Annotated in this window: 34 protein-coding genes; 22 read left to right on the forward strand and 12 right to left on the reverse strand. The window is 37.9% G+C overall.

The window, feature by feature from the left end:
- The first annotated feature begins 10 nt into the window (after positions 1 to 10).
- The 12 genes from ACYQ73_RS19695 to ACYQ73_RS19750 all read left to right on the forward strand — a co-directional run bounded on the left by ACYQ73_RS19695 (position 11) and on the right by ACYQ73_RS19750 (position 7,187).
- The gene (locus ACYQ73_RS19695; RefSeq protein ID WP_460014017.1) at positions 11 to 265 is read left to right on the forward strand and encodes a hypothetical protein; all 255 of its coding nucleotides are present in this window, start codon (positions 11 to 13) and stop codon (positions 263 to 265) included.
- A 110-nt stretch (positions 266 to 375) separates the two neighbouring features.
- Positions 376 to 597, forward strand: a complete 222-nt coding sequence (locus tag ACYQ73_RS19700) for a hypothetical protein (RefSeq protein ID WP_460014018.1) — start codon at positions 376 to 378, stop codon at positions 595 to 597.
- Positions 510 to 743, forward strand: a complete 234-nt coding sequence (locus ACYQ73_RS19705) for a hypothetical protein (protein WP_460014019.1) — start codon at positions 510 to 512, stop codon at positions 741 to 743. Before ACYQ73_RS19700 ends, ACYQ73_RS19705 begins: the two co-directional genes overlap by 88 nt.
- The gene (locus tag ACYQ73_RS19710) at positions 719 to 952 is read left to right on the forward strand and encodes a hypothetical protein (RefSeq protein ID WP_460014020.1); all 234 of its coding nucleotides are present in this window, start codon (positions 719 to 721) and stop codon (positions 950 to 952) included. The genes ACYQ73_RS19705 and ACYQ73_RS19710 overlap by 25 nt, the downstream gene beginning before the upstream one ends.
- Entirely contained in the window at positions 886 to 1,140 is a 255-nt protein-coding gene (locus ACYQ73_RS19715) for a hypothetical protein (RefSeq protein WP_460014021.1), read from the forward strand. Before ACYQ73_RS19710 ends, ACYQ73_RS19715 begins: the two co-directional genes overlap by 67 nt.
- 162 nt (positions 1,141 to 1,302) lie before the next feature.
- The gene (locus ACYQ73_RS19720) at positions 1,303 to 1,626 is read left to right on the forward strand and encodes a hypothetical protein (protein WP_460014022.1); all 324 of its coding nucleotides are present in this window, start codon (positions 1,303 to 1,305) and stop codon (positions 1,624 to 1,626) included.
- Between the two features lie 53 nt (positions 1,627 to 1,679).
- Positions 1,680 to 2,732 (forward strand): YkvI family membrane protein, encoded by a 1,053-nt coding sequence (locus tag ACYQ73_RS19725; RefSeq protein WP_460014023.1) that lies wholly within the window; start codon positions 1,680 to 1,682, stop codon positions 2,730 to 2,732.
- Positions 2,733 to 3,155: 423 nt separating this feature from the next.
- Complete coding sequence (locus tag ACYQ73_RS19730) at positions 3,156 to 4,106, forward strand: ABC transporter permease (RefSeq protein WP_460014024.1); 951 nt, start codon at positions 3,156 to 3,158, stop codon at positions 4,104 to 4,106.
- Positions 4,099 to 5,052 (forward strand): iron chelate uptake ABC transporter family permease subunit, encoded by a 954-nt coding sequence (locus tag ACYQ73_RS19735; protein ID WP_460014025.1) that lies wholly within the window; start codon positions 4,099 to 4,101, stop codon positions 5,050 to 5,052. The genes ACYQ73_RS19730 and ACYQ73_RS19735 overlap by 8 nt, the downstream gene beginning before the upstream one ends.
- Positions 5,049 to 5,810 carry an iron ABC transporter ATP-binding protein gene (locus ACYQ73_RS19740; protein ID WP_460014026.1) on the forward strand — a complete coding sequence of 254 codons (762 nt, stop codon included), beginning with the start codon at positions 5,049 to 5,051 and terminating at the stop codon, positions 5,808 to 5,810. Before ACYQ73_RS19735 ends, ACYQ73_RS19740 begins: the two co-directional genes overlap by 4 nt.
- 50 nt (positions 5,811 to 5,860) lie before the next feature.
- Positions 5,861 to 6,871 carry a siderophore ABC transporter substrate-binding protein gene (locus ACYQ73_RS19745; RefSeq protein WP_460014027.1) on the forward strand — a complete coding sequence of 337 codons (1,011 nt, stop codon included), beginning with the start codon at positions 5,861 to 5,863 and terminating at the stop codon, positions 6,869 to 6,871.
- A 1-nt stretch (position 6,872) separates the two neighbouring features.
- On the forward strand, positions 6,873 to 7,187 hold the full coding sequence (locus tag ACYQ73_RS19750; protein WP_460014028.1) for an antibiotic biosynthesis monooxygenase family protein: 315 nt from the start codon (positions 6,873 to 6,875) through the stop codon (positions 7,185 to 7,187).
- A gap of 97 nt (positions 7,188 to 7,284) precedes the next feature.
- On the opposite strand, the gene ACYQ73_RS19755 is transcribed toward ACYQ73_RS19750, so the two are convergent.
- The 5 genes from ACYQ73_RS19755 to ACYQ73_RS19775 all read right to left on the reverse strand — a co-directional run bounded on the left by ACYQ73_RS19755 (position 7,285) and on the right by ACYQ73_RS19775 (position 8,683).
- The gene (locus ACYQ73_RS19755) at positions 7,285 to 7,473 is read right to left on the reverse strand and encodes a hypothetical protein (protein WP_460014029.1); all 189 of its coding nucleotides are present in this window, start codon (positions 7,471 to 7,473) and stop codon (positions 7,285 to 7,287) included.
- A gap of 17 nt (positions 7,474 to 7,490) precedes the next feature.
- Positions 7,491 to 7,616, reverse strand: coding sequence for a hypothetical protein (locus ACYQ73_RS19760; protein ID WP_460014030.1), 126 nt, complete (start codon positions 7,614 to 7,616; stop codon positions 7,491 to 7,493).
- Positions 7,613 to 7,738: a hypothetical protein gene (locus ACYQ73_RS19765; protein ID WP_460014031.1), complete on the reverse strand. Its 126-nt coding sequence runs from the start codon at positions 7,736 to 7,738 to the stop codon at positions 7,613 to 7,615. Before ACYQ73_RS19765 ends, ACYQ73_RS19760 begins: the two co-directional genes overlap by 4 nt.
- A gap of 17 nt (positions 7,739 to 7,755) precedes the next feature.
- Positions 7,756 to 7,941 (reverse strand): hypothetical protein, encoded by a 186-nt coding sequence (locus ACYQ73_RS19770; protein ID WP_460014032.1) that lies wholly within the window; start codon positions 7,939 to 7,941, stop codon positions 7,756 to 7,758.
- A 97-nt stretch (positions 7,942 to 8,038) separates the two neighbouring features.
- On the reverse strand, positions 8,039 to 8,683 hold the full coding sequence (locus ACYQ73_RS19775; RefSeq protein WP_460014033.1) for a hypothetical protein: 645 nt from the start codon (positions 8,681 to 8,683) through the stop codon (positions 8,039 to 8,041).
- Between the two features lie 489 nt (positions 8,684 to 9,172).
- On the opposite strand from ACYQ73_RS19775, the gene ACYQ73_RS19780 reads away from it, so the two are divergent.
- The 6 genes from ACYQ73_RS19780 (at position 9,173) to ACYQ73_RS19805 (ending at position 15,421) form a co-directional block, all read left to right on the forward strand.
- Positions 9,173 to 10,075 (forward strand): polyprenyl synthetase family protein, encoded by a 903-nt coding sequence (locus ACYQ73_RS19780; protein ID WP_460014034.1) that lies wholly within the window; start codon positions 9,173 to 9,175, stop codon positions 10,073 to 10,075.
- Positions 10,076 to 10,087: 12 nt separating this feature from the next.
- Positions 10,088 to 10,246 (forward strand): competence pheromone ComX, encoded by a 159-nt coding sequence (comX, locus tag ACYQ73_RS19785; RefSeq protein WP_460014035.1) that lies wholly within the window; start codon positions 10,088 to 10,090, stop codon positions 10,244 to 10,246.
- 35 nt (positions 10,247 to 10,281) lie between these two features.
- Positions 10,282 to 12,540 (forward strand): sensor histidine kinase, encoded by a 2,259-nt coding sequence (locus ACYQ73_RS19790; RefSeq protein WP_460014098.1) that lies wholly within the window; start codon positions 10,282 to 10,284, stop codon positions 12,538 to 12,540.
- Positions 12,524 to 13,138: a response regulator gene (locus ACYQ73_RS19795; RefSeq protein WP_460014099.1), complete on the forward strand. Its 615-nt coding sequence runs from the start codon at positions 12,524 to 12,526 to the stop codon at positions 13,136 to 13,138. The genes ACYQ73_RS19790 and ACYQ73_RS19795 overlap by 17 nt, the downstream gene beginning before the upstream one ends.
- A 433-nt stretch (positions 13,139 to 13,571) precedes the next feature.
- Positions 13,572 to 14,471: a hypothetical protein gene (locus ACYQ73_RS19800; protein ID WP_460014036.1), complete on the forward strand. Its 900-nt coding sequence runs from the start codon at positions 13,572 to 13,574 to the stop codon at positions 14,469 to 14,471.
- Positions 14,472 to 14,809: 338 nt separating this feature from the next.
- The gene (locus ACYQ73_RS19805; protein WP_460014037.1) at positions 14,810 to 15,421 is read left to right on the forward strand and encodes a phosphatase PAP2 family protein; all 612 of its coding nucleotides are present in this window, start codon (positions 14,810 to 14,812) and stop codon (positions 15,419 to 15,421) included.
- Here the strand turns inward: ACYQ73_RS19805 and ACYQ73_RS19810 are convergent.
- From ACYQ73_RS19810 to thrC, 4 genes are all read right to left on the reverse strand, one after another.
- Positions 15,416 to 15,538: a hypothetical protein gene (locus ACYQ73_RS19810; RefSeq protein ID WP_460014038.1), complete on the reverse strand. Its 123-nt coding sequence runs from the start codon at positions 15,536 to 15,538 to the stop codon at positions 15,416 to 15,418. The two genes, ACYQ73_RS19805 and ACYQ73_RS19810, sit on opposite strands and share 6 nt — an antisense overlap.
- A gap of 122 nt (positions 15,539 to 15,660) precedes the next feature.
- Entirely contained in the window at positions 15,661 to 16,344 is a 684-nt protein-coding gene (locus tag ACYQ73_RS19815) for a 2-hydroxy-3-keto-5-methylthiopentenyl-1-phosphate phosphatase (RefSeq protein ID WP_460014039.1), read from the reverse strand.
- A 27-nt stretch (positions 16,345 to 16,371) separates the two neighbouring features.
- Positions 16,372 to 17,286 carry a homoserine kinase gene (gene thrB / locus ACYQ73_RS19820; protein WP_460014040.1) on the reverse strand — a complete coding sequence of 305 codons (915 nt, stop codon included), beginning with the start codon at positions 17,284 to 17,286 and terminating at the stop codon, positions 16,372 to 16,374.
- On the reverse strand, positions 17,283 to 18,335 hold the full coding sequence (gene thrC, locus ACYQ73_RS19825) for a threonine synthase (protein WP_142508535.1): 1,053 nt from the start codon (positions 18,333 to 18,335) through the stop codon (positions 17,283 to 17,285). The genes thrB and thrC overlap by 4 nt, the downstream gene beginning before the upstream one ends.
- 206 nt (positions 18,336 to 18,541) lie before the next feature.
- On the opposite strand from thrC, the gene ACYQ73_RS19830 reads away from it, so the two are divergent.
- Together ACYQ73_RS19830 and ACYQ73_RS19835 are read left to right on the forward strand one after the other, a co-directional pair.
- On the forward strand, positions 18,542 to 19,771 hold the full coding sequence (locus ACYQ73_RS19830; protein ID WP_460014041.1) for an MFS transporter: 1,230 nt from the start codon (positions 18,542 to 18,544) through the stop codon (positions 19,769 to 19,771).
- A gap of 636 nt (positions 19,772 to 20,407) precedes the next feature.
- A complete protein-coding gene (locus ACYQ73_RS19835; RefSeq protein ID WP_460014042.1) occupies positions 20,408 to 21,274 on the forward strand; it encodes a MurR/RpiR family transcriptional regulator in 867 nt (288 codons plus the stop codon).
- A gap of 108 nt (positions 21,275 to 21,382) precedes the next feature.
- Here the strand turns inward: ACYQ73_RS19835 and ACYQ73_RS19840 are convergent, their stop codons facing one another.
- Positions 21,383 to 22,183, reverse strand: a complete 801-nt coding sequence (locus tag ACYQ73_RS19840) for an N-acetyltransferase family protein (protein WP_460014043.1) — start codon at positions 22,181 to 22,183, stop codon at positions 21,383 to 21,385.
- A 505-nt stretch (positions 22,184 to 22,688) separates the two neighbouring features.
- Here ACYQ73_RS19840 and ACYQ73_RS19845 point away from each other — a divergent pair.
- On the forward strand, positions 22,689 to 23,615 hold the full coding sequence (locus ACYQ73_RS19845; protein ID WP_460014044.1) for a manganese-dependent inorganic pyrophosphatase: 927 nt from the start codon (positions 22,689 to 22,691) through the stop codon (positions 23,613 to 23,615).
- A gap of 37 nt (positions 23,616 to 23,652) precedes the next feature.
- Here the strand turns inward: ACYQ73_RS19845 and ACYQ73_RS19850 are convergent, their stop codons facing one another.
- Positions 23,653 to 25,032: an FAD-dependent oxidoreductase gene (locus ACYQ73_RS19850; protein ID WP_460014045.1), complete on the reverse strand. Its 1,380-nt coding sequence runs from the start codon at positions 25,030 to 25,032 to the stop codon at positions 23,653 to 23,655.
- Positions 25,033 to 25,158: 126 nt separating this feature from the next.
- Between ACYQ73_RS19850 and ACYQ73_RS19855 the strand changes: the two genes are divergently transcribed.
- Entirely contained in the window at positions 25,159 to 25,866 is a 708-nt protein-coding gene (locus tag ACYQ73_RS19855) for a DsbA family oxidoreductase (protein WP_460014046.1), read from the forward strand.
- 189 nt (positions 25,867 to 26,055) lie between these two features.
- Here the strand turns inward: ACYQ73_RS19855 and ACYQ73_RS19860 are convergent, their stop codons facing one another.
- Positions 26,056 to 26,298, reverse strand: a complete 243-nt coding sequence (locus ACYQ73_RS19860; RefSeq protein WP_460014047.1) for a hypothetical protein — start codon at positions 26,296 to 26,298, stop codon at positions 26,056 to 26,058.
- Positions 26,299 to 26,432 lie beyond the last annotated feature (134 nt).

Below are 26,432 nucleotides of genomic sequence, written 5' to 3' on the forward strand. Positions count from 1 at the left end.
TAGGAAGAAAGTGAATATCTGCGGAAGAGAAGCGAATACCCGCGGAGCGAGAGGAAATACCCGCGGAAGAGAGTGGAATACCCGCGAAGCGAGAGGAAATACCCGCGGAAGAGAGTGGAATATCCGCGGAAGAGAAGCGAATACCCGCGAAGTGAGAGGAAATACCCGCGAAGCGAGAGGAAATACCCGTGGAAGAGAGTGGAATATCCGCGGAAGAGAAGCGAATACCCGCGAAGTGAGAGGAAATACCCGTGGAAGAGAGTGAATACCCGCGGAAGAGAGTGAATATCCGCGGAAGAGAATGAAATACCCGCGAAGCGAGAGGAAATACCCGCGGAAGAGAAGCGAATACCCGCGAAGCGAGAGGAACTACCCGTGGAAGAGAGTGAATACCCGCGGAAGAGAAGCGAATACCCGCGGAAGAGAGTGGAATATCCGCGGAAGAGAGTGAACTACCCGCGGAAGAGAAGCGAATACCCGCGAAGCGAGAGGAAATACCCGCGGAAGAGGTGGAATACCCGCGGAAGAGAGTGGAATACCCGCGGAAGAGAGTGGAATACCCGCGGAAGAGAGTGGAATACCCGCGGAAGAGAGTGAAATACCCGCGGAAGAGAGTGAAATACCCGCGGAAGAGAGTGGAATATCCGCGGAAGAGAGTGAATACCCGCGGAAGAGAAGCGAATACCCGCGAAGCGAGAGGAAATACCCGCGGAAGAGAGTGGAATATCCGCGGAAGAGAATGAAATACCCGCGGAAGAGAGTGAAAAACCCGCGGAAGAGAATGAAATACCCGCGGAAGAGAGTGAAATACCCGCGGAAGAGAGTGGAATATCCGCGGAAGAGAATGAAATACCCGCGAAGCGAGAGGAAATACCCGCGGAGAGAGTGGAATACCCGCGGAAGAGAGTGGAATACCCGCGGAAGAGAGTGGAATACCCGCGGAAGAGAGTGAAATACCCGCGGAAGAGAGTGGAATATCCGCGGAAGAGAATGAAATACCCGCGAAGCGAGAGGAAATACCCGCGGAAGAGAGTGGAATATCCGCGGAAGAGAAGCGAATACCCGCGAAGTGAGAGGAAATACCCGTGGAAGAGAGTGAATACCCGCGAAGCGAGAGGAAATACCCGTGGAAGAGAGTGAATACCCGCGGAAGAGAGTGGAATACCCGCGGAAGAGAGTGGAATACCCGCGGAAGAGAGTGGAATACCCGCGGAAGAGAGTGAAATACCCGCGGAAGAGAGTGGAATACCCGCGGAAGAGAGTGGAATACCCGCGGAAGAGAGTGGAATACCCGCGGAGAGAGTGGAATACCCGCGGAAGAGAGTGGAATACCCGCGGAAGAGAGTGGAATACCCGCGGAAGAGAGTGGAATACCCGCGGAAGAGAAGCGAATACCCGCGAAGCGAGAGGAAATACCCGCGGAAGAGAGTGAAATACCCGCGGAAGAGAAGCGAATACCCGCGGAAGAGAGTGGAATACCCGCGGAAGAGAGTGGAATATCCGCGGAAGAGAAGCGAATACCCGCGAAGCGAGAGGAAATACCCGCGGAAGAGAATGAATAACCCGCGAAGCGAGAGGAAATACCCGCGGAAGAGAGTGAAATACCCGCGAAGCGAGAGGAAATGAACCACTCGCTTTGGTGATAGTCCCAATAATAGGATAAACAGGGAGAGAACTGATTGAAAAAAAGTTTGCAAATCGGTGGTGCCTATGTAGGAATTATCGTCGGTGCGGGATTTGCATCAGGACAGGAAATCGTACTATATTTTACGAGCTATGGCTTTCAAGGGATTTATGGTGCACTTATTGCTACAGTTGGATTTGCCTTAGTAGGAATGTGTATTGCTCAAATTAGCTCAAGATTACGTACGACATCGCACAAGGATTTAATTTATCAAATTTCAGGTAATGCTGTAGGTTTGGTGATGGATTTTTTACTGTCGCTCTTCTTATTCGGTGTAGCAGTAATCATGTTTGCAGGAGCAGGTGCTACGTTACATCAAATGTTTGGACTACCGGTTTGGCTGGGGAGCATTTGTATGATTGTACTAACTATAGCGACAGTTATGATGGATGTGAAGAGCATCATAAATGTTATTGCAATTGCTACACCTTATCTGCTAGCAATTGTCTCAATAATAGCGATCTATTCATTAGCTACGATGGATTTAACCTTTGTCGAACAAGCTGTCATTGCACAACAAGCACAGGCAAGTTCTAAAAGCTGGTGGGTTACTGCTTTACTGTATTTGTCTTTTAATATCGGTGTATGTTTTTCGCTTTTAACTGTTATGTGTGGGTCTATTCGCAATGAAAAAGTGGCAGGGCTGGGAGGTATTATTGGTGGGATTTTGCTTGGAGCTTTAATTCTACTTATTAACCTGTCTCTTCTTGCAAAAATGAATGTAATCGTTGGCATTGATATACCCATGCTAGCTTTGGCAAATGAAATTCATCCTCTGATTGGTCTATTGATGTCCTTTTCTTTATTAGGGATGATTTATAATACAGCAGTGGGGATGTTCTATTCATTTATGGTGAGATTTTTAAAACCTAATAAGGCAAGTTTTAAGGTAACTGCCGTTTTTATCGGTAGTTTGGCCTTTTTAGCAAGTCTTGCTGGCTTTACGACGCTTGTAGCTAAGCTATATGCTGTCATGGGATATGTCGGTTTTGTATTAATCGTTTTAATTATTTTTGCATGGTTAAAAGGTGTTCGACGAATAGCTTAACTTCTTTCAGCAATTATTTTCTGTAGCGAAAGCAAAGCGAAAGCTACAAGCGTTTATCTATAAAAACATCTACTGCTGACGCTTCGCTTTCGCGCAAAAAAACAATTGTTGGCCCAAAGCCTCCGGACGCAATTATGGCGAGGCATAATTGATTTGATAAGGTAATTGAGAAGAAATCAGTATTTCATTCTCAATTACCTTTTTATTTGTGTAAAAAATGTAGAGGTTTTTAATTTCAGAAATAACACTGAGTGTAAATATTCTGTTGAGGATGCTCATTTTTTAGGATTCTCGAATAAAACGAGAATAATTCTCAATTGTAGGTTGACTGAGAATGTAAACACGCTTATAATGAGAATCGTGAGTAATGATAATCATTTTCAGTGAGTGTTACTAGCAAAAATGAATCTACCGGGGATTATAATGAAAAAAAGATATCTTTTAACAGCAACTGTTGTTCTGTCTATAGTTTCACTATTTATCGGAGTAGTTGATATAAAACCGAGTGATCTATTAGACTTCGAATCAGAAGAAACTAGACTATTTTTTATTAGTCGTATACCGAGACTTGTAGCAATTTTGTTAGCAGGTGCAGGTATGAGTATTGCTGGTTTAATTATGCAAAGCTTAAGTAGGAATAAGTTCGTGTCACCAACGACAGCAGGTACATTAGATGCTACAAAGTTGGGGGTACTAATTTCGATGATGTTTTTCACAAATGTCACGTATTTTCAAAAAATTTCATTCGCTTTCCTATTTGCTTTAGCCGGCACATTATTGTTTATGCAAATATTAAATCGAATAAAATTTAAAGATGCGATCTTTATACCGCTTATTGGCTTAATGTTTGGGAATATCCTTTCGTCAATTACAACGTTCTTTGCGTATAAGGCGGATATTATCCAAAACATTTCTGCATGGTTACAGGGAGATTTCTCATTAATGATGAAAGGTCGTTATGAGCTTTTGTACATAAGTGTACCCGTGCTGATTTTAGCTTACATTTATGCGAACCGCTTCACAGTGGCAGGAATGGGTGAGGATTTTGCAAAAAACCTTGGTCTTTCTTATAAATTCGTTGTGAATTTAGGTTTAGTGTTAGTGGCACTTATTTCGACGACGGTGGTGCTAACAGTTGGTGTGATACCGTTCCTTGGTTTAATCATTCCAAATATAGTTTCGCTGTTCAAAGGGGATAACCTTGCTAAGACATTGCCTCATACAGCATTACTTGGTATGTCGTTCTTATTATTCTGCGACATTATTGGGCGTGTACTTATTTTCCCTTATGAAATTCCAATTAGTATGACGGTCGGTGTCATCGGAAGTGCGATCTTCCTAATTATGTTGTTTAGGGGGAAAGCATATGCGTAACCGTACAAAAATGTTGATTTTACTAGGTTTGGCTGTAGCATCTATCTTACTGTATGTATTTTATGAACTTAATGGTAACTATCATTATGCGTTCCCACGCCGCCTTATTAAAGTGGTAGCGATGTCGTTAACAGGTATTGCGATTGCATATTCAACTGTAGTGTTCCAAACGATTACACATAACCGTATTTTAACGCCAAGTGTAATGGGGCTTGATGCATTATATATGATGGTTCAAACGTTCATCTATTTCTTCTTTGGCTCTATGTCGATATTCGTTATTAACGCCAAATACAATTTCTTACTAGCTGTTTTAGCGATGATTGTCTTTGCGGTGATATTTTATCGAGTATTATTCAAGGAAGGAAAACGTCCGATTTATTTCTTGCTGCTTGTTGGTATGATTGTCGGAACGTTTTTAGGAAGTGTAACTACGTTCTTCCAAGTTTTAATAGACCCGAATGAGTTTTTAAGCTTACAAAGTAAAATGTTTGCAAGCTTCAACAATGTCAATTCGGATTTAGTATGGCTTGCAGGTGTTGTCATTATCATAACCTTTATTTATGGCTGGCGTCACATGAACCAATTAGATGTAATGTCTCTTGGACGTGATACAGCAATTAATTTAGGGGTGCCGTATGACAAGCTTGTACAGCGTATGCTCATATTATCTTCAGTATTAATTGCCGTTTCTACAGCTCTTGTTGGGCCAATTACATTCTTTGGCTTAATCGTGGCAAATTTATCGTATCAATTTTTCAAGACGTACAAGCACTCTGTAATAATCGCAGGTTCTTGTGTGATGAGTATTGTAGCTTTGGTCGGTGGACAGTGGATGGTCGAACGTATTTTTAATTTCGATACAACACTAAGTGTTATTATAAACTTCGTAGGTGGCGTGTACTTCATCTACTTATTATTGAAGGAAAGTAGGTCAGCAGGATGATCCAAGTAAAAGAAATCTCTAAGTTTTTTGGGAAAAAACCGGTCATTCAAGATGTCAGTGTCGACGTTGCACCAGGGAAAATTACGTCTTTTATTGGACCGAATGGCGCAGGTAAATCAACATTGCTTTCAATGGTAAGCCGTTTACTTAATGCAGACACTGGAGAAGTATTACTCGATAAATCAGATGTACGTCGTTGGAAATCGGATGATTTTGCGAAGCGAGTATCCATTTTAAAACAGTCAAACTATATGAATGTACGCCTAACAATACGTGAGCTTGTTTCATTTGGTCGCTTCCCTTATTCGAAAGGAAATTTAAAACCTGAGGATGAGCTAAAGGTAGATGAAGCAATTCAATATATGAATTTAGAAGATCTTCAACACAATTATTTGGATGAATTATCCGGTGGTCAACGCCAACGTGCATTTATTGCAATGGTTATTGCACAGGACACCGACTATATTTTGCTTGATGAGCCGCTTAACAATTTAGACATGAAGCACTCTGTGCAAATCATGAAAATTTTGCGTAAGCTCGTTGATGAGTTAGGGAAAACAGTTGTCATCGTATTGCACGATATTAACTTTGCTTCCGTATACTCAGATCATATTGTCGCATTAAAAAATGGACGTGTTGTCAAAGACGGTCCAACAAATGACATCATCAACTCTGATGCCCTTAAGGAAATCTATGATATGGATATCCCAGTTCAAGAACAGAATGGTTGTCGCATTTGTGTATATTTTAACTCTTAAAAAATAATAGATGGAAATGTCCATCTGAAAAATAAAGGAGCAATTTTACAATGAAAAATTGGAAATTACTTACTGTGTTAATGGCAATGATGCTATTAGTACTAGCTGCTTGCGGTTCTAAAGACGAAGCGAAAAAAGAAGATAAAGGTTCTTCAACTGATAACAAGCCTGCAGAGGAGCAAAAGGGAGAAGCTACAGCTTACCCACTTACTATCCCAGCTATCAAAGATGGTAAAGAGACTTTTAAAGAAGTAACGCTTAAAGAGCAACCAAAGAATGTTGTTGTATTTGACTATGGTTTCCTTGATACTTTAGATGCTTTAGGTGTTAAAGTTGCAGGTGTTCCACAAAAATCAGTTCCAAAATACTTAAGCAAATATTCTGGTAAAGATTATGTGAATGTTGGTGCTTTAAAAGAGCCTGACTTTGAAGCAATCTCTTCTATGAATCCAGACATTATTTTCATCTCTGGTCGTCAAGCATCTGCTTACGATGAATTATCTAAAATTGCACCAACTGTATTTGTAGGTGTAGATGATCAAAATTTCGTGGAATCATTCAAAGAAAAAACTGAATTAGCTGGTAAGATTTTTGGTAAAGAAAAAGAAGCTGCTGATGCATTTGCTGCATACGAAGCAAAAGTAGAGGAAGTTAAAGCTAAAACAGCTTCAGCTAAAGAGAAAGCTTTAATCGTTCTAGGTTCTGAAGGTTCATTATCTGCATATGGTCCTGGTTCACGTTTCGGTGTGATCCATGATGTATATGGTGTAAAACCTGCTGATGAAAAAATTGAAGTTTCTACACATGGTGCTAACGCATCATTTGAATATGTACGTGATACAAACCCAGACGTTTTATTCGTAGTTGACCGTGATGCTGCAGTAAATCCAGAAGGTGAGTCTGGTACAAAAGCTGCAATTGAAAACGAAATCGTTGGTGCTACTAACGCTGCGAAAAACGGTAAAATCGTTTATTTAGATCCACAAGTTTGGTATTTATCTGGTGGCGGTTTAACTTCTGAAACTCAAAAAGTTGAAGACGTTTTAAAGGTGTTTAACTAATATGTTTGTACAAATTAAACGTATTGTCGTTACGGAAGGGAATTCTGAAAAAGTTGTTGAGCGTTTTGGCGCCAAAAAAGATGGTCCGTCATTGCTTGAACAACAGCCAGGCTTTATCGATAAGCAAGTACTTGTAAAAAAAGTACGACGTGGTGATGAGGAAGTGCTAATTGTGGTTCGATGGGAATCAGAAGAAGCGTGGAAAAACTGGGAGAAGAGTCCCGAACATATTGCTGGTCATAAAGCGAATGCTGGTAAACCGAAGCCTGATCATATCATTGAAAGTGGCCAAGAAGTTTATTATGTAAAAGGTTAATAATTAGAGGTGTCTCAAAGTTCATTTGAGGCACCTTTTTTCTTTTGAATAGAACATGAAGCTTCGCATTGTCCGATAGAAATGTAATGATAGATAGTCAAAGTGGAGGATAGAGGAGCGAAGGTGGCTGATAGAAGTCAGAGCGACGGAAAGAAAGGCTAGAGCGACGGAAAGAAAGGCTAGAGCGACGGAAAGAAAGGTCAAAGCGACGGAAAGAATCGCTAGAGTGATGGATAGAAGTCAGAGGGACGGAAAGAATGGTTCGAGCGACGGAAAGAAAGGCCAAAGCGACGGAAAGAACCGCTAGAGTGACGGATAGAAGTCAGAGCGACGGAAAGAAAGGCCAAAGCGACGGAAAGAACCGCCAGAGTGACGGATAGAAGTCAGAGCGACGGAAAGAAAGGCTAGAGCGACTAAAAGAAAGGTCAAAGCAACGGAAAGAACCGCCAGAGTGACGGATAGAAGTCAGAGCGACGGAAAGAAAGGTCAAAGCGACGGAAAGAATCGCTAGAGTGATGGATAGAAGTCAGAGCGACGGAAAGAAAGGCCAAAGCGACGGAAAGAACCGCTAGAGTGACGGATAGAAGTCAGAGCGACGGAAAGAAAGGTCAAAGCGACGGAAAGAACCGCCAGAGTGACGGATAGAAGTCAGAGCGATGGAAAGAAAGGCTAGAGCGACGGAAAGAAAGGTCAAAGTGACGGAAAGAACCGCCAGAGTGACGGAAAAAACCCCCAGAGTGACGAAAAAAACCATCAATGCGACCTAATAAAACTATTAAAATGGCATATAGAACGACATTAAGGAAGAAGGGCGAGGCACATACTATACCTGTGCCATACCCAATCTAGTATTAATGTTTAATGGACGTTCTATTCCATGAATTAATTGCTGTAGTAATATTTAGAGAAATACCATTGTCACTAATGGAAACCCCGGTGAAAGTGGCAGTCGATTGTTGTGGTGTCCAATTTGCTTTTTTTACAGCAGCAACGTCCCCTAAAGAGGACATCGCCATTTCTGAATTAAAAAGATAAGTAGGTAAACTGACTGTTTCTCCAATTTTAATAGCATTTCCAATTGACGAAGCGCTAGAGCAATTGCCTCTTGCATTTATAATGCTAAAGCTTGGTGACGTATAGAGTACAGGTTTATGTATGTTTAATTCGGAGGTAAATGGACTTACTAAAGGCAACATAGACAGGCTCTTTTCAGATACTCTTATAATTCCGTATTGTTCAATAAAACTGTCCAGCCTTTGTTGAAAAGTATCTTCAAATCCAGGAATATTGCAAATAAAATTTGAAAATGTAGATTTGCTTTTATACTCTGCTAATGTTTCTTTAAAAACCTGTTGCTCAGCATCTATAATAATTTGCTCAATATATTGTTGTTCTTTCGAAGGTTTTTTAATAGTGATTTCTTCTTCAGAGACAAAAATGGAACAGGAAAAATTAGCTGTAAGTATTAAAACGTTTTCATTTACTTCATTTTTCATTTCAATCACTCCCAGTGTTTCGAGAATTTCCTTGTTAATAGATTAAACGGAAATGGCACATCACGATAACGTAGAGGATTTCCGTTCTGAATAGGTGTTCAATCCGTAACTCTCATCCCGAGAAGCCGCATAGTCTTCTCGCCAATCAACATAGCATACGATTTCGTTTCAAATGAACCTTATAACTCAAAGATTAGTATAAGGACAGAATATAAATTTATCTTAGCTTAATGTAAGCGTATCATCAGTGAGGACGCCATTTCAATGGTGAGTTTACGCCAAAAAATGGCGGTCAATATATAACACCGCCACTTATTTTACTATTCCTAAATAAAGAAATGGCGTGCTTTCCACAAATACCGCCACTTTTTGGCGGTATATTTTGCTGATCATATAATGTAAAATATTCCCTTGTAATTCCGGTGTCTAGTATTATTTCCCATTAATCTGTATAATATTTAATAACATACTTAAGGGGGGAGAGGACTATTGCAGGAGCTAGACGAACAAATTAATGAAGCATTGGACATTCTAATTGAAAACGAGACATTGATAGGTCATGAACTACGGTCGATGCTAAAAAATTTTAAAGAAGAGAAAAGGGCAGTTGGCTATTCATTTGGTAAGCTTTGTTATTGGCATTATGAAGCATTTACAGATTGTTTGGACGAGGACATTTATAAAGTTGCCGCGGCTATCGAGCTTTTAATTTTATCATTTGATATTATCGACGACTTGCAGGACAAGGATTCAGACTACAGTTGGACTAAAACACCTGAACTCTCATTAAATACTGCTTTGGCTATGCTAGTTATGGCTTCTCGAACTATCCGTGAGACTTCCTTTGAACACAAAAGTACGGCTATTCAAATACTAGAGGATTATGCATTACGAAGTATAAACGGTCAGCAACTAGATTTACTCAATACTTGTAGGGATGAGCAATCATATATACAAATGATTGAACAAAAGTCGGGTTCTTTAACAGCAATGGGTTGCTTAATTGGCGAAGTGCTTGCAAAAGGAGAGACATCTTCTGAGGTTGAAGAGTATGGGAAATACATAGGTATTATCCAACAAATTAAAAACGATATTCAAGGTTTAAAAACGTGGGGACCTAAAAATGATTTACTAAATAAAAGATATTCATTGCCTATTATTTATCTTTTATCACAGGGAAATGATGTTTCAAATTCTGTTGTAAACTATTATAATGATGATATAGTTGCATTTTTGGATAATAATGCTACGGAAAATGAGTTGACAAATGGTGGTGCAATACGTTATGCAATTACAATTAAAAATGTTTTCAAGTTTAAAGCATTAAATACTCTTGAAAATGTAGCTATAAATGAAGTAGGTAAAGACTACTTAAAAAAACTAATGAAATGAGGAGAGATATGTATGATGAATGTAATTCAATATCTAGAAAAAAACCCAAACCTAGTTACTCTATTAAAAGCACAAAAAGCATCATTGATCGGAATTTCATCTTTAGAACAAAAAGCAATTTTAGATGCGTTTAGTAGTGAAGTAGAGTTGGAAAGTACAGCTTGGTTATAAAATCATCGAGTAGTAAGTTATTTTGGCCTGCTATAATGCTCTATTTAGTGATTGGGATATATCTGAATTATGTGAATTATAGCGGGCCGTTATTGGAAATTAAGGTAGAAAAAGAAAATGGTAAGTGGGGGTTAACGCAACCTTACTATAAAGAGTGGAAAGAGTGGGAAAATATTTCACCATCTGATGTTATTTTAAGCGTAGATGATGTGTCAATGGATCATCTAAATCAGTTGAAATATAAATCTACAATAGTAGCCGGTAATAAAATAAAGATAATGAAGCCAAATGGAGAAATAGAACACATACATATTAAGCATTTAGATATCCCTCATCAACTTTACTATATTTTACTATTTCCAGCTTGTTATTATTTATTAACTCTATTTATTACTATATATCTACATTTTAATCAAAAAAACACAAAGCTTACTAACTTACTTATTTTTTTTATGTTAACTGTTTCATTGGCTTATGTAAGCAGCGGAGTAGCTAGTAGAGTAAATGGAATTGGGATAATAGTAAATCGTAGTAGTATGGTATTGTGTTTAGTCATATTATTACATTTTTTAAGAGATTATTATTCATTTGCAAAAATAAATTGGCTGTTTACAAACAATATCAAATTCTTTTATATATTCCCTGTAATCGCTTTTTCACTGGGCTGTATTATTATTTTCAATCCCGCTTCTTATTATTATCTTTCTGAAGTAGTGTTAGTCCTTTTCTTCATTCTCCTTATTATTATTCTTAGTATTTTATTACTAAGCTATTTCAAATATAAATCACCTCAGTTGAAAATATTGTTGATTAGTATAATGATACCGTTTTTGCCATTTCTTTTTTTGTATGCACTCCCTAACATTTTTTTTGATAAGTATATTCTTTCAGGTGAAATCTGCTCTTTATTTTTATTGCTTATTCCTTTTAGCTTTATCTTTACACAGGTAGCAGAACGATTATTTGATATTGAATACCATATTACAAGACTTCGTTATTATGTAATCTTTTCATTGATATTTACTTTATGGTTTATAGTTGGTTTGTATTGGATTGCAGGAAAATATTTAACTATATCCGTAATAACAGGTGTTTCTTTCTTTACTTTTACATCGTTAGTTGTTCTTTTTTACATAAAAGAGAAGGTAGATTATCGAAAACGAAAAATCTTATTTTCGACAAAAGGGGATTATATACATCAGCTATACACTGCTGTAGATAGGATTGGTAAAACGATTAAAATAGATGAGCTTCTAGAGAAGTTTGCTCAAGAAGTTTCCTTACATCTTGAGCTAGAGCATGTATTTGTATTAACCTATAACTATGACACAAATCAATTTACTTCAACAGTTGAGGGAAGACTTTCAATTAATCCAGTGTTAATAGAGGATTTAAAATTAGGAGAAATACGGAGAATTGACAAAGTCTATTTAGCCTTCCTCCATCAAGATGCTCATTATAAAAGAGCGTTAGTATTGCGACATAATAATTCGATTCATTTGAAAGATGAAGAGCTTCTATGGCTTGAATTGCTCTTATTATATGTAAATAATTTTATTGAAAATACAAAGATGGTAGAAGAGCTGTTAGAGGAATTAAAGCATATGAGGCAAGCAGATGATAGTCAATTGCCTTGGTTAAGCAAATTATTATGGTTAAGGTTTGAAGAGGAAAAATATCAATTAGCTCAAGAATTACATGATACAAATTTGCAAGAGCAGCTTCATATTGCCAGGGAGGTTGATGTCCTAGTCAATATGAAAGATGCAACAGATATCCAGCCAAAACTTGCGAAAATTCATCAACAGATGGTGACATCTTTACATGATTTAAGAGCTTATTGCGAAAATTTGAAGCCACCATTATTAGATACATTAGGATTAAATGCTGCATTAGAAAAGCTCATTCGGAAAGTAATAGAAAGAGCTAGTTTTGTGTTAATTTATACGATTGATCGCCTTTATTTAGAGGATGAGCGTATGAATTTGATGATTTATCGACTATTTCAAGAATTACTCAACAACGCTTTAAAACATTCCTATGCAACAACAGTTGAAATTCATCTGTGCGAAATGGACGATGGTTTTGAAATTATCTACAGGGATGATGGTGTAGGCTGTAATATTGGGGATATTATTGTCGCAGAATCGATGGGGATTCAAGGTATGCAAGAGCGTGTAAAGGCCTTTAACGGGCAGTTTTATATCGATTCACAGATTAGTGAAGGAATGTCTATTAGAATTACAGTAAAAGAAGGAAGTGATACACTTGATTACGATGCTCATAGTGGATGATCACCCTATCGTGTTAGAGGGAACGAAAAACCTATTTCAAGAAAATGAAGATATTATAGTTGATACAGAAAGCGATGCAACTCGTGTCATACAGAGAATTAAAAACAAGCCATATGATATCTACTTAATTGATATAAATATGCCGTTAGAAAATGGCATTAATTTAGGACGTAACATTAAAGCTATCCAGTCAAATGCTTCAATTATTCTTTATACTGGTGATGATATAACTGATTATTATCCACTTATTTTAGAAAGGAAAATAGAAGGTATTTTAGCTAAAACAGCATCTAAGGAGCAAATTTTACGAACTATTCGAGCAATCGCAAATGGTGAAATTGTTTTACCTCAAAATTTCTTGGATTTTCTCGATAATAAATTTCAATTGCAGGATGCCAAACTCGATATTCACTTAAATGAAAAAGAAAAGAAAATTTTAAGATTGATTGCGGAAGGTCATACAAATAAAGCAATTGCTATAGAGTTAAATATTCCTCAGCGAACAACCGAAAGATATTTAACTCAGCTGTTTTCTTTATTGAATGTAGATTCACGGACAGAGGCCGTAAATCTTGCAGAAAGAATGAATTTACTATAGATTGTCTGTATGTTATACTAACTTCTGTTGGTATATTTTTCAATAAAAAGGGAGAGTTTGGGTGATTTCGTAATACCGTATTTTAACTTAGTTAATTACACCTGAATTTTAATTCTAAATACCTATATTTTTTCATAACACCGCCAAATTATGGCGGTGTTTTTTCTATGCCCGCCAAATCACGCCGGAAATTGGGCTAAAGACCGCCAAAAAATTGGCGTAAACCCAACGTTGAAATGTCGGTGTAAGTACTGGTACGCTTAAGATAATCGTGGTTAAGTAGATTTGCTATAGTAGATAATACTATATAAGATTTCGTTTAAAATAAGAGCCTGGCTATCTATGAAGAAAGTAGAGATTGTAGATTTTTTAAAAGTTACTAGCTAGTCAACGTACTTCACCATAAAACTTTATATAAAGGTAGGCGTGTATTTTGAAAGTAGAACTTGAAAATTTATTTTCTATAGATGAATCTAGTCAAGATCAAGTTATTAATGTTTATAATCGCTATGGTATTTTTATAGGTGCACCTAAAATAAGAAAAAGAAATTTAAAGGCATCTTTTAATCCTATTTTTACATTAAATGAAGACGTAACATATGAACATGTAGCAGCACTATACAAATCATTGGAACACGAATTAGGAATTGTTTCAATCGGAGAACGTTTTTACTTTGACTTTTCGGATAGCGAATATGAGCAAGCGCCATTGTTCACACTAAACTCAACTGGTAACTCACCTGATATGTTTATAGATGATAGAGGAACTTTATTTTCTTTAAACACCCATTGCCAGCATTGCGGACTAATGGAAAAAGAGCAGCTTTCTCCATTAGTGATAGATACAACAGAAATGAAAGACCGTCATTTAGTTCATGTGAGCGGATATTGGGTTGCTTCACAGGAATTAGCGACATTAATGAAGCAAGAGGAAATTAAAGGCTATGAACTGTTAGAAGTCATTCATCAAGGACCGAAGGAAGGGAAGCAAAAAGCTTTTCAAATTATACCGACACAAGTATTACCAGAGAGTAGCGCTGAAAGAGTTAAATTGTATTTTGCGACAGAACAACCTCCATGTCGTTGTGGATTAAGTGGGGTAATCAATGGTCCGGATATTTATAATCGTAAAGATTTAATCAATGTAGAAAATGATGTTTTCTTATCAGCAGAATGGAGCCATGACGGTAGATATTTATATCGAAAGACTTTGTTCAGTAGAAAGTTTAGAGAATTAATTATTAAAAACAATATATCTCGTGAAGTAAGAGGAGAGAAGGATAAAAACTTTGGGCCGAAGGATTGGTTATTCGATCCAGTATTATTAAAATAATTTAAACTGAAGATGAGGAAGTGTATATTTTGTTTAGAAAAATAATACCTATCGTTGCAATCTTATTTATCGTTGCATTAGCTCTTTCGAATTATTTTAATAAGGCAGATGAAAAAACATTTGTCCTACCTCAAGAAAGAGGGGGCACATTGGGTTAGATAAAGATTTACCAATCGGACATTTACGGGCAGATAATCTTGTACCTAACTTCTTGCTGTTCGCATATCGTTGCGTTGGGAGTTGTACACGGGATAAAAAGCCAAATTCACCTCTAGTTGACTTAAATATGATATGATGTGAAAAATATAACAGCATATTGTTTTGAGGTGAAGTATGGTATGAAAAAATGGGCTTATCCTTTAGCGGTATTAACGCTCATTATCTTTTTTGTGTTACGAGTTACTTTTCAAAGTGAATTGATCAATACTTTTGATACGAAAATGGCTGATTTGTTTTTCGGTAATCGTTTTATAGAATTTTTTCACTATATAGGAGAACCGGCATTTGTAGTGTCTGTAGCTATAGTTTTAATAGTGTATTTAGCGTGGAAGGTAAAAAATAACCGAGGTATATTATTTGTTTTGTTAACGGTTGCAGGTGGAAATGTACTTAACCAATTATTGAAAAAATGGGTGCAGCGGCCAAGGCCTGAGATTGAAGAACAATTAACATCCTTTAGTTTTCCTTCAGGACATGCTATGACCGGTATCTTGTATTTATTTACAATAGCTTATATTTTTTCGGAGAACAATAGCAAGGGACGTAAGACATTGCTTTGGCTTGGGGCAATTGTTTTCACTGTACTTATTGGTTTGTCTCGAGTTGCTGGGGCCCGCCATTTTGCTTCAGATGTATTGGCCGGATGGAGTATGGGTTATACATGGTTTATCATTTGTGTTATTTGGTACGAACGTCGAAAGAGACATTTTAAAGCGGAAATTAAATCATGACTTTGAATGGGAGCCATCTAATTGAAGATGGTTCCCTTTGTTATGTAGAAATAAGGGCGATATTTCTGAACATACCGCCCTTATTTCTGGCTCCTGCAGCGAAGCGAAGCGGCTCATCGGACGCCCCCAGGAAGCTTTGCTCTGTGTGAAAGCGAAGCGACAGCAACAACAAAGCGCCCAGTCGGAATGGAAATCAACAACACGGTATGGTTATGAGCTTTATTTCTTTAATCTTTCAATTACATTGAAACAATCTTTTCTGCTTCTATAAGCTTTTTTACAGCTTCTAAGCAATCATAGAATGTTTCAAACGGCTTATAAGGAAGATGAAGGTCTTTACAGCGTTTAATAAGATGATCCCTGGCAAGTACTAAATCTGCCTGTTTTGCTGCCTCAAAATCAGAAAGTGAATCTCCAATTACGATTTTAAAATAATTGCTCTGTGCAACCTTTCGCATAACACTTGGCTTGCAGCAACCGCAACCCTGTGTCTCAAATTTCGCACATTCTTCATCACAGCTATTTGGAAAAACGAGCTCAATTTGCTGTCCGGAAAAATCAGCACTGTTACAATATATCCCAGAAAATGGACCGTATTTTTTTAATAGTGGCTCAATGAAAAAATCGACACCCCCACTAACAATATAAAACGGAATATGGTTCTCTTGTGCATAACGAACGAAATCGCCAAAGCCCTCACGTATAATGGCCGTATCCAATAAATATTGGATCACAGCATTCTTTTGTTTAGTTGATAATAGCGCGAACATTGCTGAAATGCCATCTTTAAAGGTTATAGTTTGTTCCATCATTGTTTTAGCAATTTTCTCAGATTCCTCTGGAACAAATTGAGTCATTAGAGAGACGATATTATCTGTTTCTGTTATAGTGCCATCAAAATCACAGAAAATAATTGGTTTCAAGCTACTACCCCCTTCAAGAAAAAACGTCTACTTTTGCAGTAGACGTTCAAATTTTACTTGTATACCATGTTCATCGGCTTTTGTTAAGATAATTTCATGCTCTGGAAATTGATTTTTCATGGCATTTACGAAATTTTGTGCAATAGCAGTAGGGATGATGGAAATGAGTGTTGGTCCTGCTCCGCTTAAAGCCGTTCCAAATGCCCCATTAGCCTTTGCTGCTTCATGAATCTCTTTATATTGTGGAATTAAATTGGCGCGGAAAGGTTCATGGAATAAATCAGCTTCCATATAACGACCTGCACGCTCAAAATCACGAACCATTAATGATGCAGCTAGCATATTAGCATTTGCAGAGGCCTTCACTGCATATGTACGGTCAAATTGTTCTGGTAAAACAGAACGGGATTCACTTGTTTTTAGTTCGACATCGGGCACATACACAACAAAGGAAGCATCTAGATCATGGACATGAAATGTATCAACAACGCCATTATCATCCATTGAAGAAATGGTTAATCCCCCTAATACCGAGGCAGTTGCATTGTCAGGATGTCCTTCGATTTGTGAGGACAAATTGAGTTTATCCTGTAAAGTTAAGCCTAAGTCACAGACTTGGTTAGCTAGTTCAATTCCTGCAACGATGACCGCTGCACTGCTCCCCAAACCACGGGCTAATGGAAGCTCACTTGCCATTTCAACACGGCAGGCAGGTAGTTGCTTACCGTATTGATCCGCAATTTTTTTGGCAATCACGTATAGTAAGTGCTCTTCCAGCTCAAACTCTTTAGGACCATTATCATCGAGGTGGATAATTTCCCAACTATCCTGTAAAGACACGGTTAACTTTAAGTAAAGAGATAAGCCGAGCCCTATTGAATCAAAGCCAGGACCTAGATTGGCTGTGCTCCCGGGAACCGTGATTTCCCACATGTTACTCATAGTACGCCCTCGATGTATTTTCGAATTTCTTCTTCATCGTTTTTAAGTGAAACAACATCTACAGTCGAGACATTCATGGCAGTATCAGGATCTTTCAATCCATTACCCGTGAAAATTGTCACAACTTTAGAGCCCTTCGCAATCTTGCCATTTTCAACTGATTTAATAACGCCTGCTAATGATGCTGCTGAACCTGGTTCAACGAAAATTCCTTCAGTGCCAGCAATTAATTTGTAAGCAGCTAAAATTTCTTCGTCTGTAACCGAATCAATAATTCCACCAGACTCATCGCGAGCTGCTTCTGCAAATTTCCAACTTGCAGGATTACCGATACGAATAGCTGTTGCCACTGTCTCAGGATTAGCAATAGGTTCACCTTTTACAATTGCTGCTGCACCTTCAGCTTCAAAGCCGAACATTTTTGGTAAACCTGAGCCTTTTGCTGCATCGTATTCTTTAAAGCCTTTCCAGTACGCAGTAATGTTACCTGCGTTACCAACAGGGATGCAAAGATAGTCTGGAGCTTTTCCTAAAGCATCTACAATTTCAAATGATGCCGTTTTTTGCCCCTCGATGCGGAATGGATTCACAGAGTTTACAAGTGCCACTGGAGTTGTTTCGCTTACTTGACGAACAATATTTAATGCATCATCAAAATTACCGTCGATTTCGATAATCTTTGCACCATACATTGTTGCTTGTGCTAGCTTACCTAGGGCTACTTTTCCTTTAGGGATAACGACAATGGACTGGATTCCAGCGCGTGTTGCATAAGCTGCTGCTGCGGCTGATGTGTTACCAGTTGAAGCACAAATAACGCATTTGCTACCTTCTTCAATCGCTTTTGCAACGGCAAACACCATACCACGGTCTTTAAATGAACCGGTTGGATTTGCACCTTCGATTTTTCCATAAAGCTCAATGCCTAGTTTTTTAGATAGATTTACTAAATGTATAAGAGGCGTATTGCCTTCGTTTAAAGTTAGAGCAGGTGTATTTTCTGTTACGGGTAAAAATTGTTTGTATTCTTCAATTAGGCCTTTCCACATAACGTTTACGATCTCCTTTTGTTCTTATAGAAAGAACAGTTGTTTTTGTATAAAAGACATTTTAACGCAAATTGCCCCATGTTTTCAATAGAATTTCATAAATTGTCTAAACAATTCGGTAATTTGAATTTTCGCTTGTCACTTTCTTGAAACAACTGTATAGTAAACTTATGATGTAAAGTCAAGTGTAAAGACAGGTGGTTAAAGTGACGATAAATACAGTATCAACAGATAAATGTCAACAATCTATTTCTCGCAATAAGCTTTTGGGGGTAGCGGGGGTAGGCTGGCTTTTCGATGCAATGGACGTAGGAATATTATCATTCGTTATTGCAGCATTAGCAGTTGATTGGGGATTAACGCCAAGTCAGTCGGGTTGGATAGGTAGCATAAACTCAATTGGAATGGCTGTAGGAGCTCTTGTTTTCGGCGTACTTGCCGATAAAGTGGGACGTAAGCAAATTTTTATGTGGACGCTTGTATTATTTTCAATCGCAAGTGGCTTGTCCGCATTTACCACTACATTAGCTGCTTTTATGACACTACGCTTTTTAGTAGGCATGGGGCTAGGGGGAGAATTGCCAGTCGCATCGACGCTAGTTTCTGAGAGTGTAGAAGCCAAAGAGCGTGGGCGAGTAGTTGTTTTGCTAGAAAGTTTCTGGGCGGCGGGGTGGTTAATCGCTGCATTGATTTCGTATTTTGTTATACCTTCGTGGGGGTGGCGTAGTGCTTTAATGTTAACGGCAATTCCAGCAATATATGCAATTTATCTTCGTTGGAACCTGCCAGATTCACCACAATTTACAGTAAAGGCTGAGTCTAAGAAACGTAGTGTTATGCAAAATATTCGAGAAGTATGGTCGAAAAAATATGTACGCTCGACACTTATGTTATGGGTGTTATGGTTTACGGTTGTTTTCTCGTATTACGGTATGTTTTTATGGTTACCGAGTGTTATGGTTGGTAAAGGCTTTGATATGATTACGAGCTTTAAATATGTCCTCATTATGACGCTTGCACAACTACCAGGTTATTTTACAGCTGCATGGTTTATAGAAAAGTTCGGACGGAAGTTTGTACTTGTTTCTTATTTAATTGGTACAGCAGTAAGTGCGTTCATTTTTGGTAATGCGGAAACACTAGTAGTGCTATTAACATCTGGGATGTTTTTATCGTTCTTTAACTTAGGGGCATGGGGTGCACTTTATGCTTATACACCAGAGCAGTATCCTGCAATTATTCGTGGAACGGGTACAGGAATGGCAGCAGCTGTTGGGCGCATCGGTGGTATTTTTGGACCTTTGTTAGTAGGCTCTTTATTAACAGCAGGTTATGATATCGGCTTTATCTTTGCTATTTTCTGTGGCGCGATTATTATCGGTGTTGTTGGGGTAATATTCTTAGGTCGAGAAACGAAACAAATTGAATTAGAATAACAAAAATAAAAATGTCTTGGATGAACTATAATCCAAGACATTTTTATCAATTGATTTACATAAAAATTAGGGTCTATTAATTTTTATACAAATATTTTAAAAAATCTGTTAAAATCACACAATAAGGTTCGTCACTGAAAATGGGGATGATATTTGGTTAAAACGTATAGCACGTGGATCAATTGATTGGAGTGCGGGCTAGGGATTTATTGTTGACCATGGCTACAGACGTAACTCTGGAGCGAGCTTCGTTAGGAAATCTTACAGTCGCAACGGAAATCAACCCTCGACTTATAAGGGTGCTTTGATAATGAAAATAGAGCGATTTTTTTGTCTTTTTATATTAGCGAGTTAAAGCATTGAAGATTTTTCAGAAAAGTCGTTGTATTCAGATTGTAATCGTGATACTGTATTTTTAACTTCTTTCTGCAATTATTTTCTGTAGCGAAAGCGAAGCGACAGGTACAGGTGTCCAAACACCCGATGAAAGAAGTAGCCGTTTCCGGATGCATTGTTTCTCTGTGCGAAAGCGAAGCGACAGCAATAATTATGCCGAGACATAATTGATCCGAATTTAGAGTCAGTAGGAAACAATCTCCGTTCGTGATAATTTCATTGAAAGAAAGGTTGTTAGAAATGAGCATTAATGAAGAAATAGAAAGAAGATTTGTTAGGCTGTCGAAAGGCCAGCGTAAAGTTGCACAATTTGTTATGAGTAACCCTACAGTTATAATTGGTAATGGAGCAGCAGAAGTTGGTAGACAGGCGAATGTTAGTGAATCAACAGTTATTCGTTTTTGTTATGCGATGGATTTGATGGGCTATGTAGAGCTTCAAGACAAGGTTAGAAGCTATTTATTGACTCAAAATGGTGGTGAGAGTCTTCAACCTACATATTTTTCAAGTAAGCGGAATATTCCAAGTTTCGGTAAGGTGATGCAACGTGATATTCAAAATATTCAAGATACGATTCATTTGATTAACGATAATATGCTTCAAAAAAGCTCAAAATGGATGCATGAAGCAGAGAACGTTTATATTTTAGGTACTCGTCAAGCTGCGTCAATTGCAAATTGGTTATCGTCTACAATGAAAACTTTACGTCCAAATGTAAAACAGCTTCGCTCAGAATCCGACGATATTGTACAACAAATTAACAGTATGGGGGAGCAGACGACATTAATAGTTTTTGCAGGGGACAAACATTCAAACGACATTCAAACGATTGTAGAAATAGCCAAGAAGAAAAAGGCTAAAATTATTGCTATTACTGGTTCGGCGTTGTCTTCTATTCGGGAATATGCAAGTGCATTATTTACACTCGGCCTGAAAAAGCAATCTTCATTGGACATTATTCCAGTATTATTTTCGTTTTTACATGCGTTAATTGAGGAAATGGTCAGTCAGGATAAAGCACAATATGAGAAATATCAGCAATCATATGAGCAATTAGAAAATAATTTGCTATTCTTAGATGCAGCAAGAGAGAAACAAGTTTTCTAAACATTTTACAACGCGTAGAAAACGTAAAATACTGATCTATGCGTTTTTATTTATGCTACACATAAAAAAGATGTCCAAATAAGTTTTAGACATCCTTGAAAAAGAAGTTTATAAAATTTTACTTAAGCTATATTCGTTAATAAAGGTACCATTTAATTTAATAGCGTTTTGTCGGATACCTTCTTGCTTAAAATTTAGTTTTTTAAACAGATGTAAAGCACAATCATTATGTTCCATAACAGATACTTCTAAGCGCGAAATATCCCGCTGTTTAGACCATTGTTCAACTGCCTTCATCAACTCTGAACCAATACCTTGTCGTTGATGCTCCTCCTTAACAGCTAGACGGACTGATGCAACATGCTTAGCTTTAGAATGTTTATATCCATGGATAACGGCATAACCAGCAAAATTACCATTTAATATACAAAGTAAAATTGTACGGTTTTTTAATTGTTTCCAATTGATTAAATCTTTACGAAGCTGTTGAACTGTAAGGTCTAATTCATTTTCCATGTTATACATGAAGTCAGTTTGTTGGAAAATTTCTTCTTGCAAATGAATAAATGATCTGGCATCTGATGCTTCAATTGCTCGAATTATGTATGCAGATGGGTTTTCGTCATCTTTAGAAATATTACTCGTAGTCCTCATTTGTGTACGCGAGAAAGATACACTGGTACCGAGTTTAACATCAATGACATAGTAGCCTGCATTTGTCCATGACAAATAGTGAGAGAGAGGGGGCTTTGTTTTCTTCCACCAGCTCCTATTCAAGTAAGCTGCATTTGGCAAGGCTTGTCCCATAATATTTTCGAGTTCGCTAAATGATAAAGTAATTTCTTGTTGTAAAGCTACTTCAAAATAATTTGCTAAAGGAATATACTTTTTTTCCATCTTCTTTGTCATCGTGATCCCCATTTCTTGTATATCCTAATATATATATAGACTACCTGATAATAGCATAAAATTATGGTTTCTTAAATATAAAAACACAACTATATATCTACTTATAGTAAATATTTTTTATAAACTACGTATTATTATTATTAAGTGTTATAAATAGGATGTTTTTAACAGATAAATATATTAAATTCAATAATAACCTATAATTAGTGTGGATAGGTAATTTTTGGTTCACCTCCGTGGAGTGAGGTTGATTTCCGTTCCGACTGAGCGCTTTCCTCGCGGTGTCTGATGGCCCGCTTTTGTTGCTGACACTTCGCTTTCGCACAAAAAACATCTGCAGACCTAAGCACAAAGCCGATTCCGGACGCAATTATGCCGAGGCATATTGATTTGTATATTGGTAGTAGATCCTTTATAGATAAACTTTCACTTTATATCATGTTTGCTCATAAGGTATGATAAAATAAAATATAAATGTTATTGCCATTCAGGAGGAATAAATTCAATGAGTAAAGTTTTAGTTTTTGGTCATAAAAATCCAGATACAGACACAATTACATCTGCAATTGTATATGCATATTTAAAACAGCAAATTGGCGTTGATGCTGAAGCGGTACGCCTTGGAGAAGTAAATAATGAAACTCAATTTGCTTTAGATAAATTTGGCTTTGAGGCACCTCGTTTAATTTCATCAGTAGTTGGAGAAGCAGAAAAAGTAATCCTTGTAGACCACAATGAATTCCAGCAATCTGCTGATGGCATTGAAGAGGTACAAATTACAGAGGTCATTGATCATCACCGTATTGCCAACTTCCAAACGGCTGATCCACTATACTACCGTGCAGAACCTGTAGGCTGTACTGCAACAATTTTAAACAAAATCTTCAAAGAACATGGCGTAGCAATTCCTGCAAACATTGCTGGATTAATGCTTTCTGCTATTGTTTCTGATACATTATTATTCAAATCTCCAACTTGCACTGAGCAAGATGTAAAAGCTGGTGAGGAGCTGGCGAAAATTGCAGGTGTTGATGCTGCTGAATACGGTTTAGCAATGCTTAAAGCAGGTGCTGACCTTTCAGATAAATCATTAGAAGATCTTTTATCATTAGATGCAAAAGAATTCCAATTCGGTGAATATAAATCTGTAGTAGCTCAAGTAAACGCTGTCGATATTAACGATATACTTGGTCGCCAAGAGGAATTAGAAATTTTATTAAATAAAAATGCAGCGGAAAACGGCTTAGATTTATTCTTCTTTGTTGTAACGGATATTTTAAACAATGATTCAACAGCCGTTGCAGTTGGACAAGTAGCAGAGGCTGCAGCAAAAGGATTTGGCGCGGAGCTTGTGAATAATCGCGTTCTTTTACCAGGTGTTGTATCTCGTAAAAAACAAATCGTTCCAGTTTTAACTGATGCATTGAAATAAAAAAAAGAGGGTGCCCTGAAAAAGGCAACCTCTTTTTTTAATCTAGTTTTAATGGGTGTACAGCAGGACCTTCAAGAACTTCTCCTTTGGCATTAAAACGAGAGCCGTGACAAGGGCAATCCCATGTTTCGTCAGCTTCATTCCATTTTGTTTTACAGCCTAAATGCGTGCAAGTTGGTGTATTTGCGTGTTTCACATAACCTGCCACAAACTCCTTGGCTACAAAGCCTCCTACCTTTAGCATCTGTATAAACTGAGCCCCAAATTTCGTACGTGCTGGAGAATAAAGAGGAACTGCACCATCCTCATTCCCTGCTCCTGTTATTAGGGATGATAGGATATCTCCTGCTACAAAAGAATTGGAAATTCCCCATTTTCGATAGCCAGTTGCAATGAAAACATTAGGCAAGGATGGTGTAATCCTGCCAACATAAGGGACCATATCAGGTGTTTCAATGTCCTGTGCTGACCAGCGATAGATGGCTTCCTGATCGAAATGCGCCTTCATTTCATTTTGAATGGCCTCATAATAGGGCTCCGTATTAGTTGTTTCCCCTGCAATATGATTAGCTCCACCTAATACTAAATAATGCTCGCCGTTAATGGTAGCCGTCCGAATAGAGCGAGTAGGATTATCTACGCATAAATATTGACCTTGTAGTGTATCGGTAATTTTGCTAGCAACCATATAGGAGCGACTATTAGAAAGTTTAAAAAGTTGAAGTCCTCTAAAGGCTTCGATTGGATAGTGTGTGCACAAAATAAGCTTATTGTATTGAACCGACATATTGTTTACGGTATGTAAGCTATTCTGAGGTATGTTTAATTGCTGAACACGGGTATTTGTATAGATTTTCGCACCCATTGATAATGCTTCTTTTACAAGGAAATTACAAACTTCTACTGGATGGATTTGAGCCTGCTGGGACATGCTAAGTGCTTTTGTAACTGGGAAGGGAAGCTCTGTATCAGAAGTGATTTTCGCCTTAATATTTAATACTTTGTAGGCATTCCATTCTTTTAATAATTGGGCATAGCCTTCTTTTGTTTGGCAATAAAGCAAGGAATCTACTTGTTGAATACTTTCTTTAGGAAGTAACTGTAATGCTTTCTCTACAGCTATTTGGTTGAGCTGATAATAGAGTCGTGCCTCATCAACAGAAAGTTTTTCAATAAGGTTGGCATAAACTAAGCTATGCTGTGCAGTTAATTTTCCTGTCGAATTACCAGTTGTACCATGACCGATATGGGAATTTGCCTCAAGTAATACCACATCTACTCCTGATTTTGCTAAGACATATGCTGTATATAGTCCCGTCAATCCGCCACCGATTATACATACATCACAAGTTGTTGATGCAGGAAGCGATGGTAGCGAGACGGGATCAATTGTACCGAGCCAAAGAGATTGTGTCATACATAACCCTCACATTGTTTTTACGTTCAGTATGTAGATTGATTTGAAAATTTATGCAATGAAGCATAAAAATTGCCTTGCAGTATTTACTATCGCTACAATGTAGCAAAAGGAGCGTGACGACCTATGAAAATTGAAATCTGGTCAGATTATGTATGTCCATTTTGTTATATTGGTAAAAAGCAACTAGAGAAGGCGATTCAGGATACGGGTTTTGCAGGGCAGGTAGAGCTCGTTTATAAAAGTTATCAACTTGACCCAACAACACCTGTCGATACCAATGTGTCTACGTATGAAGCATTGGCGAAAAAGTATGGAATGTCGCTAGAAAAAGCGAAGGAAATGACGCAAGGTGTTGCTGCTCGCGCAAAAGAAGTTGGTCTAGATTATAACTTTGATAATTCAATGGAGGAAAATACATTAAAAGCGCATCGTCTAGTAAAATGGGCCGAACAACAAGGGGATGTTACAGCACTTGTTGAAGCACTATTATATAGTTATTTTATTGAAACAAAGCGTATTGGTCATGACGATGTATTAATCGATATTGCTGAGCAAGTAGGTCTGAACCGTGAAGAAGTTGCAAAGGTTCTATCTAACGATGATTTTAAAATAGACGTAGAGACTGATATACAAGAAGGGCTACAGCTTGGCGTAAGAGGAGTACCGTTCTTTGTATTAAATCGTAAGTACGGTATTTCTGGAGCACAACCTCAAGAAGTATTTGAAGAAACTTTACGTAAAGTTGCTGAGGAAGAAGGCTTACAACCAGGATTAAAGATGGCAGGCTCTGAAAATGGTGGAGTTTGTACTGATGATAGTTGTAAATTTTAATTTTGTCGGATAAAAGGCCAGAAATAATAGGACCTGATCTCTTTGGGCATGGAGCCAATCTGACTATAACAACATTCGGGTAAGGATCTCGAAAAGGTTGGATTCCCTTACGGAATACTCTCGAAACACGAAGAAGCTCTGTAAGTTCATTTCACGCTTCAAGCAACCTAACACATATGTTTTAATAGTTCATTTCCAAAAGGGGATGACCTTTGTTAAACGGATTTCGTGTGGCAAAGTTGATTGGAATGGAGACTGGGCGACTCCTTGGGGATTAGCAATTGAGGAACGAAGGCTAAAACCGTCATGTCCTGTGATAACTAACGCCTTCGTGACCAACATCGTGCTGTAGCAGTAACTGTCGCTGCGCTTTCGCACAAACAAAATCTCTGCTGACGCTTCGTTAGCGCTACGCTTTCGCGCAAAAAACATCTATTGGTCCTAGACCCTGGAGCGAGTGAAGCGACTCATCGGATGCCCTCAAGAAAGCGCCCGGTCGGAATGGATATCAACCTTACGTATGGTGCAAATAGTTTGAATCAACCACATTTCGGTCAAAAGTCTGA

This window comes from Lysinibacillus sp. CTST325 (assembly GCF_054665055.1).